At 62.8% G+C, this 14,060-nt stretch carries 16 protein-coding genes; 9 read left to right on the top strand and 7 right to left on the bottom strand.

Translation table 11 applies throughout. The features are described 5' to 3' along the window. The first annotated feature begins 83 nt into the window (after positions 1 to 83). Positions 84 to 887 carry an S-methyl-5'-thioadenosine phosphorylase gene (locus tag WIMU1_RS18515; RefSeq protein WP_062799814.1) on the top strand — a complete coding sequence of 268 codons (804 nt, stop codon included), beginning with the start codon at positions 84 to 86 and terminating at the stop codon, positions 885 to 887. Continuing rightward, complete coding sequence (locus tag WIMU1_RS18510) at positions 887 to 1,927, top strand: NAD-dependent epimerase/dehydratase family protein (protein ID WP_062799399.1); 1,041 nt, start codon at positions 887 to 889, stop codon at positions 1,925 to 1,927. Before WIMU1_RS18515 ends, WIMU1_RS18510 begins: the two co-directional genes overlap by 1 nt. A gap of 2 nt (positions 1,928 to 1,929) precedes the next feature. Here the strand turns inward: WIMU1_RS18510 and WIMU1_RS18505 are convergent, their stop codons facing one another. Genes WIMU1_RS18505 through WIMU1_RS18495 form a run of 3 tightly spaced genes read right to left on the bottom strand, consistent with a single transcriptional unit; the run spans position 1,930 to position 5,056 of the window. Next, complete coding sequence (locus tag WIMU1_RS18505; protein ID WP_062799811.1) at positions 1,930 to 2,967, bottom strand: sensor histidine kinase; 1,038 nt, start codon at positions 2,965 to 2,967, stop codon at positions 1,930 to 1,932. Continuing rightward, positions 2,967 to 3,683 carry a response regulator transcription factor gene (locus tag WIMU1_RS18500; RefSeq protein ID WP_062799812.1) on the bottom strand — a complete coding sequence of 239 codons (717 nt, stop codon included), beginning with the start codon at positions 3,681 to 3,683 and terminating at the stop codon, positions 2,967 to 2,969. The genes WIMU1_RS18505 and WIMU1_RS18500 overlap by 1 nt, the downstream gene beginning before the upstream one ends. Before the next feature lie 5 nt (positions 3,684 to 3,688). Further along, positions 3,689 to 5,056 carry a hypothetical protein gene (locus WIMU1_RS18495; protein ID WP_062799396.1) on the bottom strand — a complete coding sequence of 456 codons (1,368 nt, stop codon included), beginning with the start codon at positions 5,054 to 5,056 and terminating at the stop codon, positions 3,689 to 3,691. A 113-nt stretch (positions 5,057 to 5,169) separates the two neighbouring features. On the opposite strand from WIMU1_RS18495, the gene WIMU1_RS18490 reads away from it, so the two are divergent. The 3 genes from WIMU1_RS18490 to WIMU1_RS18480 are packed head-to-tail and all read left to right on the top strand — an operon-like array spanning position 5,170 to position 7,188. After that, positions 5,170 to 5,865: a glycosyltransferase family 2 protein gene (locus tag WIMU1_RS18490; protein WP_062799394.1), complete on the top strand. Its 696-nt coding sequence runs from the start codon at positions 5,170 to 5,172 to the stop codon at positions 5,863 to 5,865. Continuing rightward, on the top strand, positions 5,855 to 6,526 hold the full coding sequence (locus WIMU1_RS18485) for a TIGR04282 family arsenosugar biosynthesis glycosyltransferase (RefSeq protein WP_245968991.1): 672 nt from the start codon (positions 5,855 to 5,857) through the stop codon (positions 6,524 to 6,526). The genes WIMU1_RS18490 and WIMU1_RS18485 overlap by 11 nt, the downstream gene beginning before the upstream one ends. Next, positions 6,523 to 7,188 carry a class I SAM-dependent methyltransferase gene (locus WIMU1_RS18480; RefSeq protein ID WP_062799393.1) on the top strand — a complete coding sequence of 222 codons (666 nt, stop codon included), beginning with the start codon at positions 6,523 to 6,525 and terminating at the stop codon, positions 7,186 to 7,188. The genes WIMU1_RS18485 and WIMU1_RS18480 overlap by 4 nt, the downstream gene beginning before the upstream one ends. Positions 7,189 to 7,191: 3 nt before the next feature. Here the strand turns inward: WIMU1_RS18480 and WIMU1_RS18475 are convergent, their stop codons facing one another. After that, positions 7,192 to 7,470, bottom strand: coding sequence for a hypothetical protein (locus WIMU1_RS18475; RefSeq protein WP_147431382.1), 279 nt, complete (start codon positions 7,468 to 7,470; stop codon positions 7,192 to 7,194). A gap of 87 nt (positions 7,471 to 7,557) precedes the next feature. Beyond that, entirely contained in the window at positions 7,558 to 8,073 is a 516-nt protein-coding gene (locus WIMU1_RS18470) for a hypothetical protein (protein WP_245968993.1), read from the bottom strand. Between the two features lie 584 nt (positions 8,074 to 8,657). Here WIMU1_RS18470 and WIMU1_RS18465 point away from each other — a divergent pair. Further along, positions 8,658 to 9,932, top strand: coding sequence for a molybdopterin-dependent oxidoreductase (locus WIMU1_RS18465; RefSeq protein WP_062799387.1), 1,275 nt, complete (start codon positions 8,658 to 8,660; stop codon positions 9,930 to 9,932). Further along, positions 9,929 to 10,381 carry a hypothetical protein gene (locus tag WIMU1_RS18460; protein WP_062799385.1) on the top strand — a complete coding sequence of 151 codons (453 nt, stop codon included), beginning with the start codon at positions 9,929 to 9,931 and terminating at the stop codon, positions 10,379 to 10,381. Before WIMU1_RS18465 ends, WIMU1_RS18460 begins: the two co-directional genes overlap by 4 nt. A gap of 51 nt (positions 10,382 to 10,432) precedes the next feature. On the opposite strand, the gene WIMU1_RS18455 is transcribed toward WIMU1_RS18460, so the two are convergent. Continuing rightward, positions 10,433 to 10,816, bottom strand: a complete 384-nt coding sequence (locus WIMU1_RS18455) for a GtrA family protein (RefSeq protein WP_062799384.1) — start codon at positions 10,814 to 10,816, stop codon at positions 10,433 to 10,435. A 490-nt stretch (positions 10,817 to 11,306) separates the two neighbouring features. Next, positions 11,307 to 11,987, bottom strand: coding sequence for a YoaK family protein (locus tag WIMU1_RS18450; protein WP_062799382.1), 681 nt, complete (start codon positions 11,985 to 11,987; stop codon positions 11,307 to 11,309). Between the two features lie 264 nt (positions 11,988 to 12,251). On the opposite strand from WIMU1_RS18450, the gene WIMU1_RS18445 reads away from it, so the two are divergent. After that, positions 12,252 to 12,986 carry a GAF and ANTAR domain-containing protein gene (locus tag WIMU1_RS18445; RefSeq protein ID WP_062799380.1) on the top strand — a complete coding sequence of 245 codons (735 nt, stop codon included), beginning with the start codon at positions 12,252 to 12,254 and terminating at the stop codon, positions 12,984 to 12,986. A gap of 426 nt (positions 12,987 to 13,412) precedes the next feature. Next, on the top strand, positions 13,413 to 13,766 hold the full coding sequence (locus WIMU1_RS18440) for a YciI family protein (RefSeq protein ID WP_062799378.1): 354 nt from the start codon (positions 13,413 to 13,415) through the stop codon (positions 13,764 to 13,766). Positions 13,767 to 14,060 lie beyond the last annotated feature (294 nt).

Raw genomic sequence — 14,060 nt, 5'->3', positions numbered from 1 at the left:
ATCGGCATCCTTCGTGATGACGGATTTGTGACGTTGGCGCTCTGGGGGGTGCCCGACCGCATGTGGTGATGCAGGCTGGTGCCATGAGCTCTTATCCGCGTCCCAGCATCGGTGTGATCGGCGGTACCGGCTTCTATTCGTTTTTCGGCGCCGGAACCGAGCAGGTCGAAGTACAGACCCCGTATGGCAAGCCGAGTGCCGCGATCACTATCGGCGACGTCGGTGGAGTGTCGGTGGCTTTCTTGCCCCGGCATGGAATGGCACATGAGTTCGCACCCCACACCGTTCCTTACCGCGCGAATGCGTGGGCTCTGCGGTCGGTGGGGGTGAGGCAGGTGTTTGCGCCGTGCGCGGTCGGTGGGTTGAGCACCGAGCTTGCACCGGGCACGATGGTCATTCCTGACCAGCTCGTGGACCGCACGACCACTCGTGTTCAATCGTTTTTCGACGGCTCGGCCGTCCACGTCGGATTCGCCGACCCGTACTGTCCGACCTTGCGCCGTGTTGCCGGGAGCGCCGCACCGGAGGCCGTCGACGAGGGAACGATGGTGGTCGTGGAGGGGCCGAGGTTCTCGACCCGTGCGGAAAGCCAGTGGTATGCCCGGCAGGGTTGGGCGCTGGTGAACATGACCGGACATCCCGAGGCAGTCTTGGCCCGCGAACTGAAAATGTGTTACGCCGCCATCGCTTTGGTCACCGACACCGATGCCGGCTTGGTGGAGGGGGAAGGTGTCACCACCTCTGAAGTGTTCGCGGTCTTCGAACGCGGACTCGAGCGTCTGCGCGAAGTCCTCGTGGCGGCGATTGCCGGGGCCGCGTCGCAACCTGAATGTTCCTGTGCGAAAGGTGAACACGACATCTCGTCGGTGATGAAGGTCGATTCGTGATGCGAGTTCTGCTCACGGGGGCCGCAGGTTTCATCGGTTCCCACATCATGTCCTCCCTGATCGCGGGCGGCCACGAGGTGGTCGCGGTTGACGGTATGCTGGCGGCAGCGCACGGACATGGCGCCATCGCCCCCGACGGTGTGCGGGTGGCCGAACTCCGGACGGCGTCCTTCACCGAGCTACTGGAGGGCGTTGACGTGGTCTGCCATCAAGCAGCCCGGGTCGGCGCAGGTGTCGATGCGCGCGATGCGCCTGACTATGCCGCCGACAATGATCTCGTCACCGCACGACTGCTGTCGGCGATGTTCGAAATCGGTTGCAAGCGATTGGTTCTTGCCTCGTCGATGGTGGTGTACGGGGACGGCACCTATCGCGATCAGGCCGGCGCGGTGGTCACTCCACCGCCGCGTTCGGTTGTCGATCTCGAGTCAGGGAGGTTCGAGAGGTATCTGGCCGACGGTGAGCCAGCTCAATGGGCACTGACCTCAGAGGACGCGCCGATTGCGCCGCGTAGTTACTATGCCGCGAGCAAGGCCGCGCAGGAATCATATTGCCGTGCTTGGTCGCTCGAGACCGGTGGAGCTGTGACGGCGCTGCGTTATCACAATGTCTACGGCCCGCACATGCCCCGTGACACCCCCTATGCGGGGGTTGCTGCCATCTTCCGGTCCCAGCTCGAGGCAGGCGAGCCGCCCTCGGTGTTCGAGGACGGGGGCCAAATGCGTGATTTCGTCCATGTGGCCGATATCGCCGCAGCCAATCTCGCGGCCATCGAACGGCTCGGAGCAGATGCCGACGGCTCGGGTGCGTTCGAAGCATTCAACGTGTGTTCAGGACGCCCTGTATCGATCAAAGAAGTTGCCAGTGCCTTGACCGCCGGCATCGAGGGCTCGCCACCGGTGACCACAGGGCAGTACCGGCCGGGCGACGTCCGCCACATCGTCGCCGATCCAGCGCGAGCGGCAGCAGTTCTCGGATTTCAAGCGACGATCATGCCTGAGCGCGGCCTTCGTGAGTTCGCAACGGCGCCGCTGCGTTAGCTTCATGCACCTTGTTCCTTGGTCGACATGGGTAGACGCACTTCGAAGCGACTGCCCGGTTCGCGGTTGGAGACGGTGATCCGGCCGCCGTGGGCGACGACGAGTCCTTCGGCGATGGCGAGGCCCATTCCCGAGCCGACGGGCAGGCCGTTGTCGCGGCGGGGTGTGCGTGCGGACGTGCCGCGGTATGCGATGTCGAAAATACGAGTCAGTTCGTGCTCGGCAATTCCTGGGCCGGCATCATCGACTCGGAGGTAGGCGTGAGCATCGTCTCGGCCGACCGCGATCACAACCGGGCTGCCGGCCGGGGTGTGCGCGATGGCGTTGATTATCAGATTGGTCAACACCCGTGAGACGGCTCTGCCATCGGCGTCGACGATCACCGGGGAGTCGGGAAGGGCGGGTTGCAGGCGCACGTCGTTGCGTGCAGCCGTTGCTCCGCAACCAGCGACGACTTCGTCTACTACCTCACGAAGGTCTAAGTGTTCCCGTTCGAGTCGCATGGCGCCGGCGTTGATTTTCGACATTTCGAAAAGGTCATCGACCATCGCGGACAGTCGGGCCGCATCAGTGTCGATTTGGCGGGCGAACGTCGCGATTTCCTCGGTATCGGTGATCACGCCGTCGGCGAGGGCCTCGGCCATCGCGCGGATATCGGCCAGCGGGGTGCGCAGGTCGTGACTGACCCAGGCGATCAACTCCCGGCGTGATTGCTCGGCTGCCCGTTCTTTTTCTCGTGCGTGACGTTCCCACACCGTGCGGCGTGCTTGAAAACGCCCGAGCAGGACCGCTGCGGGAATGGCGATGATGGCCACAGAGGTGAGCACCGTCGCGGTCCTCTTGAGGTCGTCGGTGAACATGAAACCACTGACCCCGACGACTCCCATGAGGATGGCCACCGGCGGGATCAGTGTCAGGATGACGGTGCTCGTCACCAGCGATATCCGTGGGAGGCGCAAGAGGACAACGGTTCCGAGGAGCACCGTCGGCGCCGACCACAGGAGTGAAAGTCCCACGATCTGTGGGATGTGCGTGGGCATCACGTCGTCTCTTGCCGGCTGGCCGGTTCGGAGCCCCATCGGTAGCCCTGTCCCCAAACGGTTTCCAGCGAATCGCAGTCGCCGAGCTTGGCACGTAAGCGTTTGACGTGCACGGTTACGGTGGACAGGTCGCCGAACGACCAGCCCCAGACGAGTGACAGCAACTGTTCTCGGCTGAAGACGGCGTCGCGGTGCGAGAGAAAGAAACGCAGTAGATCGAACTCACGTTTTGTGGTGTTGATGAGCTCACCTGCCACCGTGACGGTTCGTGCTTCGGCGTCCATGACAATGTTGCCGTCGCTGAGGTCGGACGCAGCAGCCGGCCCGGACCAGGTGGCGACGCTGCGGCGCAGCACCGACTGCACGCGCAGGACCAATTCGCGGGGGCTGAACGGTTTGATCACGTAGTCGTCGGCACCGGCCTCCAACCCGACCAATCGGTCTTCCTCTTCCCCGGAGGCGGTCAACAAGATCACGGGCATCCCCGCCCGGGGTCCGCGCCGGATCTCGGTCAACACCTCGATGCCGCCGCGTCCGGGCATCATCACATCGAGGATCACGAGATCGACCTGATGGTTCTCGAGATGTTCCAGCGCTGCATCGCCGGCACCGACCAGGGTGACCTGCAGTCCGTCGCGTTCGAGATAGCGGCGGACGACGTCACTGACGATAGGATCGTCGTCGGCCAGCAGAACGCGCACTCCTCCAGCAAACATCGCATTCACCAATAGGTCCATACGAGATGGTTGATCAGTAGTGCAGTGATTGCCTGCCCGGCGAGCCAGAAGCGCTGCGACGTTCGCGGTAGCAACGCGGTGGCCACCAGAAGCCACACGCTGAACGGCAGCCAGATCCGTTCGACCTCGGCTTTGCTGAGTGCACTGACGTCGGCCACGATCATCGCGAACAACCCGGCCAGGGCCAACAGTGCAACGGCTTCCCGCCGGCGAATTCTGCCGGGTCGCACAGCACGCCCCAGCCCCACCGCAGCTGCCGGACCGACCGCACACAAGGCGGACGCAAAGTTGGCCCACCCCCAGTAGGAGAACGGCCGCAAGGTCGCCACGCCCTGGTAGTAGCGGTCGACCACCAGGTGGTAGCCATCGAGCCACCAGAAGCCGAAAGCGGCGAAGCAGCCCACTACTGCCAGAGCGGCGGGAATCGAGTAGACGAGTGGCCGATACGTGCGGGCGATGACCAACACAGCGATCGCCACCAAGCCGATGAGTATCAGCCCGTAGTTGAGGAATATCGCGAACCCGAGGACAAGGCCGCTGCCGACGCCGGCGGCGACCGCCCGTGCGCCGGTCGTTGTCGCGGCGATGGCCAGCAGGGCGATTCCCCATGCGGCGACACCCATGTAGTAGCCATCCGCTGATACCCCCATCCACACCGCGGCCGGAGTGAGTGCAACAAACGGAGCGATGCGCCGAGCCGCCAGCTCGCCGCCGAGACGCGCGGTGGTGACCAGTAGAGCGCCGGCAGCGCTGCAGCCGACGAGCACGACAAGCACTGCGGCCCAGGCGCCGCCACCGAGCCCGATGCGGTCGAGCAGAACAAACGTGAGCAACGACCCTGGTGGGTGCCCGGACACGTGCGTAGTCCACGAGTCGGGTTGGTAATCAAGGATGCGACTGGAGAACTCGTCAAGCATTCCCGTGATGCTCGAGACGCCGGGCACTTCGGCAAGGTACTCATCGGGACGAACCAGTCGGCCGGCGAAACCGCGATCCCACCCGTCGATCATCGCGAGCGCGAACGTCCACGCGGTGCACGCCGCCATACTGCCCACAATCAATGGGCGCCAGGATAATCGGACGGACAGAGCTGGGCCGTAGACGATGACACCAACCGCAATGAGAACAGCAGGGAGCGTCCCATACCCGACGTGGGGACCCCATTCACCGAACAGCGGCGGCGCCAGCGCGAAGATGTTGATACGCCACTGGCGATCGCCGACCAGGGGCGCGACGACCGCAGCGAGCAGCAATGTGGTTGCCGTCGCAAGGGATACGACATCACCTCGGCTGATCCAGCGCCGCCGGTCCAACTCGTCGTATCCGGCCGGGGTGTCCAGAGAGGTGGTCACTGTTACAAGGTAGGCGCTGGCCGCCTGTTTGCAGAGTCAGACGGCGCAGACGTCACAGTTCCGTCACCGGATAATGCTGGCCCTGCACGCCCCGCCCTCATACCGTCGAAGACATGGGCAACCAACGCATGTCGCACATCCGTGCCACTGTCGTGATCCCGTGTCGTGACGAGGCCGAGTCGTTGCCCGCGCTCGTCCGTGCTCTGCCCGAAGACCTGCATCCCTTGGTTGTCGACAACGGCAGCACCGACGGCACCGCAGGAATTGCTGCCAGCCTGGGCTGCACCGTTGTCCACCAGCCGATCCCGGGCTATGGGTCAGCTGTCAACGCGGGGATCGCAGCGTCGAAGACGGAAATCGTCTGCACTATCGACGGTGACGGTTCGATGGATCCGGCCGATCTGACGCGATTGGTCGAGGCGGTGGTCGCTGGGGCCGACCTTGCTGTGGGCCGGCGTAGGCCCGTCGATCGGCGCAGTTGGCCCCTGCATTCACGCCTGGGCACCCAATGGATCGCTCGCCGACTACGGCAGCGATATCGACTACCCATTCATGACATCGGCCCGCTGCGAGCAGCTCGACGAGATGACCTACTCGGCCTCGGCATCACCGACCGCCGATTCGGTTATCCCGTCGAATTGTTGGCCCGGGCGGGGGCCGCAGGGTGGCATGTCGTCGAAGTGGACACCACCTATCGAGCACGGGCCGGGGGTACGTCCAAAGTGTCGGGATCACTGAAAGGAACGTGGCGGGCCGCCCACGACTTCCTGAAGGTTCTGCGCCAGATGGAGAAGCACGTTGCTCACTGACACTCCCCACGGGATCTTGATCGTCGCCAAGGCGCCAGTCCCCGGCCAGGTGAAAACTCGCCTGACAACCTCGATTTCGGAAGTCGCGGCTGCTGATCTGGCTGCGGCCGCGTTCTTGGACACCCTGGAAACCGCCCTGTCGGTGTGCTCTGTGGTGGTTGCGATGACCGGCAGGCTCGAGGCCGCGATGCGCAGGGCGGACATCGGAACATACCTACGTCACGCGACCGTGCTCGCACAGCGGGGCAGCACTTTTGGCGAGCGCCTACAAAACGCACACCACGATGCCGTTCACGTGCTGAACGGTGCGGTGTTCCAGGTAGGGATGGACACACCACAGATCACCCCCGTGCAGTTCAGGACCGCGCTGACCACGCTGTCGGCCACCGACTCGGTTCTCGGTCCCGCCGCTGACGGTGGGTGGTGGGGACTTGGTCTGCACAATGCCCGGGGCGCAGACACTCTGCGCGACGTGCCCATGTCATCAGCACACACCGGCGCAGCGACCCGCGCCGCGCTTGAAGGCTGCGGTCTACGAGTGCGTGAACTGGCGATGCTCACCGACGTCGATCATGCCGAAGACATTGACGTCGTCGCCCGGCGTTGCGCCCCCGGAAGCAGATTCGCCGCCGCGGCAGCAGTGCTGGAGCCCTCCTCATGACGGTCGCCGACGACACCGCTGACACACAGTGTTTTGACAGCGCTGTTTCTGAAGGCGTTGCCGGCGAACGGACGTGGCTTCGTCAGGCAGATGGCACGCGCGACGTGTTGCCCGTCGACCGATGGCTCGGAACGAGCTCGGTCAGTTCAGATTCCGAGTTCGACAGCCGGGTGGCAGGCAAATGTTTCGGGCCCACAGTGGATCTCGGGTGCGGGCCGGGACGGTTGGTTCACCGCCTGCTGGGCAATGGCATCGCAGCATTGGGCGTCGACAACAGCGAGCAGGCAGTGACCATGACGCGCGCGCTGGGCGGAGTAGCCATTCGCCGAAGCCTGTTCGATCGCCTTCCGGGTGAGGGCCGATGGCGGCACGCGTTGTTGCTGGACGGGAACATCGGCATCGGTGGCGACCCCGAACGCCTCACACGACGGGTTCGCGAACTGGTCGGAGCACGGGGGTCGATCATCGTCGAGATTGATTCTGTCCTCCCCGGGCTGTGGCGAGGCGCTGCCCGTGTCGAAACGGCACACGCGCACGGCGCATGGTTTCCCTGGGCGCGAGTCGGAGTCGATTACATAGCCGAACTCGCCGATCACACGGGACTGTGCTGTCGTTCCGAAGTCATCGCCGGGCGAACGCTGGCTGAACTCACCCTGCGGTGACGGTCAGCTGTGACCCACACGGCCGGCCGCGTCTACCCCCATCGGTCGTAACCCGGTTTCCTGTGCACCGTCGGCCACACACCAGTCGTCCACCTCGTAGCAAATACGCACGGTGGTCGGTCCTACCCACTCGGCTGACACCGCCCCGCACACCCTCTCGCCATGAGATCTCGCCTCGAGTGCGGCCAAGTCAGTGAAGAGTCCGCTGTCGCGCATCGACGCCAAGGCGGGATCGTTCCGGGCCAGCGTCAGCTGATCGAGAATGAGTTCACGTCTGCTCATCGCATCTCCTCCATGTGCTTTGGCCTGCATCCATAGCTGTGACCAGGACCTCTCGGTCCTGGCCACAGCTACCTCTGACAGCGAGAGCTACTGGGTGTTGATGGTGATGGTCGCAACGCCTACCACCAGGCCGGCCTTGACCGCGTCGGTGTTGAACGTCTTGTTCAACAGCCCTGCCGCGTCGGCGGACATCTTGACGGTGGTCCCGGTCAGCACGGCGGTGCCGTCCGGATTGGACTGCAGCGGCTGCAGGGTGCTGCCGTCGAGGTCGAAGATGACGGCCTGCGGAGCAGCAACGGTGCCGTTGACGGTGACGTCACCCATCAGCTTTGATGTGCCGGGGTCGATGTTGAAGTTGGTGAGTTCGACAACGGTCTCGCCGGCTGTCAGGGATAATCCACTGCCCTGGTGGTTGATGATGCCTTGCACGTACGGCTGGATGCTGCCGGGTGTGTAGTAGGTGACATTGCCGCCGGTGATGGGAAAGACCACCGAGCCGCCCTCCATTGTGGCCCCACCCACGACGCCGGGGGTGAGCATCAGAGTGGTGAGCGCGTCCGTGAACCCCTTGTCCAACGCCACCGCCGTGGTTCGTCCGGTCAAGTTGGGCACCACCGCAACTGGGGCGGGGGCGGCCTGCTCACTCGTGGGGGCGGCCGACTGCGCAGACGTGGCCGGTGAACTCGAGGTTCCTCCTCCCGAAGAATCATCTTCAGAACAAGCCGCTACGCCGAGAACGGCGATCGCGGTGATTGCTGTGCTGGCAAATACTTTCCGAGCAGTAAACATTTTATTGTTCCCGTCTGCCCGAAGGCATCGTGTGTGTTATTGCCTATTCGCAGCCCTGGCCCCGTTCGGATGGGTCACCCGCGAGGGATGCCTGAAGAATTGCAACGAACTGAACGGTAATGACAACAAACCGATTGCGACACAACGGTATTCAGCCGATCGCGAATGAGAAATTGTTCGGTCTTTTCGGTTCGGTGGTCTGCAACCGCGGGCGCAATTGGGCATTTCTGGTTTTGCGAGCAGGACCCAGGCTCGCGCACGCGGTCACCGCGCAAAATAGGCAGTGGCCGCGACCAAGCCGAACGGGGCCCCGGTTACGAATAACTGATATGTCTGGATTGCGGCGCGCTACTGTCAACCGGTGGCGGAACTCTGCCAGGCAGAAGGCTGGTGGGTTGATGAACACAATCAGTGACACCGCGGCCCGTGAAACCGGCGTGCGAAGTCCACGACTCACCGCGCGGGTGGGAATGCTCCTCGGGGTATCGATCACCGTCTGTTTTGTTACCGGGATGCTCAGTCACTGGATTCAGCATCCTCCCGGCTGGTTTTACTGGCCGTCCCGCCCGGTGTGGGGCTACCAATTCACTCAGGGGCTGCACGTGATCACCGGCGTCGTGACGATTCCGCTGCTCCTGGTCAAACTGCAACTTGTCTACCCGAAGCTGTTTGCGCGGCCCATCGTCGGCAGCCCCGCACGCGCGATAGAACGAGCCTCGATCGCAGTACTGGTCAGTTCAACAATCTTCCAGCTCCTGACTGGTTTGCTGAACACCGCGCAGTGGTATCCGTGGGCGTTCTTCTTCACCACCACGCACTACGCCATGTCGTTTCTCGTGGTGGCGTCGATCCTGGTGCACATTGCCGTCAAACTCCCTGTCATCCAGCGCGCCTTGAGCAGCCCACTGGCGGCCACCGACTCGCTCGACCACGACACCTCGCACTCCTTGCCACCGAGGCAGCCTGCACCGCTGGTCGAGCAGACACCAGGCAACGCAGGGTCGACCGGCACCGCCGATCACCGCACCCCGCCCAAGCGGCAGGATGAAGTTTCCGCGTCCAGCCCCTCTGGATCAGACAAACGGGTGCTGTCGCGGCGCATGGTCTTACAAGGCACTGTCGCTCTCAGCGTGCTGTCGGCGTTGGCGTTTGCCGGCCAAAGCGTCCCCTTTCTCCGTTGGCTTGCCTTCCTCGCTCCACGCTCAGGCGAAGGACCGCAGGGGATTCCGATCAATCGCACCGCATCCGCGGCCAACGTTGTCGAGTCTGCCCAACGCCCCGACTACCGACTGACCATCACCAATGGGCCCCGCACACAGGAACTCACCATCGATCAGCTGCGGGCAATGCCACAACACACCAGCGAACTCCCGATCGCCTGTGTTGAAGGGTGGAGTGCCCGCGGCACGTGGCAAGGCGTCCGTGTGTGCGACCTGGTCGCATTCATCGGCGGCGACCCCAGCCGCGACATCCGCTTCACCTCGCTCGAGGCGGGACTGTACGGAATCAGCACACTGCCCGCGAACATCGCCAACGACCCACTCTCGCTCATCGCGCTCCAACTGCACGACGAACAATTGACCCTTGACCACGGATACCCTTGCCGCCTCATCGCTCCGAATCGGCCCGGTGTACTACAGACAAAGTGGCTCAGCAGGATAGAAATACTATGACACTGCGCATAGTTCGGCTTGTGCTGATCCTGTCTGCTTTGGCGCTGGGTGGCTACGGGATCTCGTTGGTGTGGGCAATGCCCGGTCGAGACCAACTCTCCATCGTGTTCTGGCTCGTCGGCGGGCTCATCGCCCACGACGCTCTCTTTGCTCCCTTATGCATTGCGCTCGGGCTGAGCGCGCGAAGAGTGCTGCCGCAACGATGGTGGATCCCAACATTGTTGGCTCTTGCGGCGAGCCTGATCGTCCTCATTCTGTCATTGCCGGTCCTGCTTCCCCGGCCTTCAGACAAGTACCCCGACAATGCCACCATTCTTGACCGTCCCTACGGGACAAGCGTTGTGATAACGCTAGCCATCATTTGGGTACTGACGGCCGCGATCGTCATGACCCAGCAGCGCGTCACGCGGTCGGCACCTACAACCACCGGCGACGGCACCTCGCTCTAGCCGGCGCCGCACGTACGCCTGGCTCGACCGCCTGTTGACTGCTGGTTTACCTCAAGTCGCCCTGAACACCCGGCGGAGCCCCAAAAAACGCAGCACGGTGGCCACGAGATTCGCGGCCACCAACACAGCCACCTCCAGAGCCCGCGACGAGTTCGGTACTCCCAGATGAAGAAGCCACAAGGCTCCACTGGTCACTGCCAGACCGAGTAGAAACACAACGAACCCCTGAAGGTACTGCCGAACGATCGCATCTGCCCCTCGGATACCGAAGGTGAATCTCCGGTTGGCCGCCGTGTTGGCCACCGCTGAGATCAACAGCGCCAACACATTCGAGACCTGCGGCGACAGCGAGGTGCGGAGAAGAAGAAACAACACGACGTACGCCAGCGCGCTGGCACCGCCAACGAGATAGAACCGAAACAGTTCGCTGCGCATATACTTGCCGATCACAGTTGCCCGGCCCGGTTTCGCGTTCTCACCACTACCTCAAACCTGTTGACGCAGAGATCCTTGCGTAGCAACAGCGGTACCTCCGATCACCCCCGAACGTCGACCGAATTGGCGGGTACACCAACCGACACTGATCGGGTCAGGATTGCCTTGTAGTCGTGCGAACCAACAGATATGTAGTGGAACTCTACCTGAACTCCGAAGCATGCCGAGAAGAGCTGATGGGTACTAGGGATCCCCCATTGCTCGGCAGAAGAGTCAATTGCACTGCAGCGGGATGTATTTCGACGTCATTGGTACGCCAGTCCGTGACACAAGGTGGCTGGCCCAGGCGTCATGCGGCGGGCCGCATGTGGCATCCTCGGGCTGGCATCTGCTGGCACCAGGTCCTCGTCAGGTGATGACGTGGCTCGTCGGTTCGATCCGTCTATCGGGTTGGGTTAGCGTGAACCGGAGTCGTCGATTGTGGGATGCGTCATCCGAGGATGGTCGAGTTCTCTTCGGTGCGGCGGTAGGTGTACAAGGTGGTCACCGCGCAAACAATGGTTGCTGCGATCAAGATTTGCGGACCGGTGATGGCCAGGCTCATGACGCCTCCAAGGACTGCTCCGCTGATAAAGGCTGCGTACAGGAGAAAGTATTCGAGCCAGTCTCGTGCCGACCCGCCGCTGACATGCCGTTCGATGCCTTGGCCCATCTTGACCAATGTGCCTGTGACGTAGCTCAGCGGGATCGACACTTCACCGTTCTTGACGAACGAGGTGTTGAGTGCGCCCATGGCGAACGAGATGAACAAGATGGGAACAAACTGAACTTGTGGGGCGCTCCATCCTGCCATCACCACGTCCACCACCGACGCGCCTGCCAGGGCGACGGTGGTCAGGACGGTGGCTCCGTGGGGGTGGTCCCGCCACAGGTGGCGTCGGCACAGTGACGCAATGACCACTCCCGCAACAAAAATGACGATCAGCAACAGCGCTGCAGCTGCCATCGTGGTCTCATCGCGGAGGAACCCCACGGCTGCGCGTTCAGTGTTACCGGTCATGAACGTCACGAAGTAGCCGGCGGTGTTCGTGAGCGCGGCAGCACCTACCAGGCCCGCGAGCGCAGCCAGAACCCAGGACAGACGGGCATGAGAATCGAACAAAGGGCGCATACGCCCCACGGTATGGACAGCGGCCACGAACGGCCTTATGTGATGGCTCACCACAGACCTCGATACGCGATGCCACCACAGTGCCGCGCGGGCGACGTCGCCATCGCGTGATGCCTCCACTGACACCCCACGCCCGGTTAATGCGCGTAAGGTTCAGTTAGCAGCACTTCACGCCCGCGTGTGAGATGTCGACGGAATAGGTGTTTGCATCGCTACTCAGAATTGAGAGAGCAAACAACGATGTCGCACACTGATTTTGAAGGCATGGACCACCGAGACCTGGCCGCAGCGCTGGCTTCTCTCGCCCAAGGTGTCACCACCTCCCGCAACGTCGACGATGCGCTGTCGGCCGTCACGACGGCCGCCACCGATCTGCTCGACGGAGCCGATTGCGCCGACATCCTGGTCATCTCCCGGCGGAAAAAGCAGTTCCGTTCGCATGCGGCCACCAGTTCCTTGCCGAGGAAGATGGACGACCTGCAGGAACAGTTCGGCCAGGGCCCCTGCATCGAGGCGGCCACCGGTGCAACGATGGTCCGGGTCGATGACTTCAGCACCGAAACCAGATGGCCACAGTTCTGTCAGGCAGCGGCCGAGATGGGCGTCACCAGCATGTTGTCGTTCAAGCTCTATACCGCGCCGGGGGTCATCGGCGCCCTGAACATCTTCGGCAAGGCAGTGAGCGCCTTCTCCGACCGGGACGAGGAGATCGGGTTGATGTTGGCCACCAATGGGGCTGTCGCGCTCCAACTCGTCACCAACAGAACGCAATTCGAATCGGCGTTGGCCAGCCGTGACCTCATCGGGCAAGCCAAGGGCATGATCATGGAACGGTTCGGCATCGACGCCGTACAAGCATTCGCGTTGCTGACAAAACTGTCGCAGGATTCCAACACGCCGGTCGCTCACATCAGTGCGCAGCTCGTCGAGCAAGGACCCGTCATCGACAGCCAATCCCCAAATGCCGCCCGCCGGGCGTCGTCGCCGACCGGTACGTGACCTGGATCGACTCATCGCCGAGAAGAAAATTCCAGTACTTCGATGATCTCGACGGCACGGCTCTTGAACACTGACGACCTTTGTCCCGTCGACTGGGCATGGCGGGGTGTCTGATGTGCTGCAGGCTCGATACCTCATCGTCGAGCTCGAACGGGTCGCCGGTACTCTCGTCGATAAGATCGACACCCTCGAACGCCTAACGGGTGGCCACCTCGAGGCGACACGGCGTCGCCAAGAGTTTCATGGTGTTGCCCGTCCAGATCGACGCGCTACGACGTCGGTTTGCCGAACAGAGCTAGTGACGCCAGATCGGGCCGGGGCGGTTCGCGCACACGCCTACTTGACTTCAAGTCCAGTTCAAGTTTCAGGATGATCATGCGACGTCGAAGTGTCGCGTAACCACACTACTGAGGAGATCGAGGGCAAATGGGCGAGTATCTAGCGGTGTTTCGGAGCCACGCGAACACCTTCGACACATTGTCGAATGGTGAGATCCAGCGGTTCAACCGCAAGTGGGAACAGTTCTGGGCCGAGGGACATCGCGACGGGTGGTTGCTCGATGCTAGTGGAGCTTTGCAGACCGACGGCCGGGTGATTCACGCGGACGGCCACATCACAAACGGCCCATTGGTGGACCGTGATGATGTCGCCCGCGGCTACCTCAAGATCAAAGCCGAGTCTTTGGACGCCGCGGTTGAGCACGTCAGGGGATGTCCTGTGTTACTGCACGATGGCCGAGTTGAGGTTCGTCCGTTCTTCGTCGGACATCCGGGAGAGTAAGCACGGCAAGTGCTGCGCAGCCCACCCCAGTCGGCAGGGTTGACTCTGCAAGCGTTGCAGTTTCGTTCAACTACTTCGGCCGAATGGCATCGCGTGCGTATCGATGTTGCCCGCGACCGGCAGGCCGTCATCGATCGCAGAAGTGGTTGGGACCGGCGACAATGAGCGCCTCTCCGGGTGGGAGTCCACGGGCGGACTACCGCGCAAGCGGATTCGGCCTCCCGCGGCGCTCCCGCGGTGTGATGCGTTCCACCGAAGGTTCAGATAGCCGTGGCGGTCCTATCTCGCTTCCGA

It is taken from the genome of Williamsia muralis NBRC 105860 (genome assembly GCF_001598915.1).
In the GTDB taxonomy this organism is placed as follows: Bacteria; Actinomycetota; Actinomycetes; order Mycobacteriales; family Mycobacteriaceae; genus Williamsia; species Williamsia muralis.
This window is presented reverse-complemented; position numbering and strand designations above follow the sequence as displayed.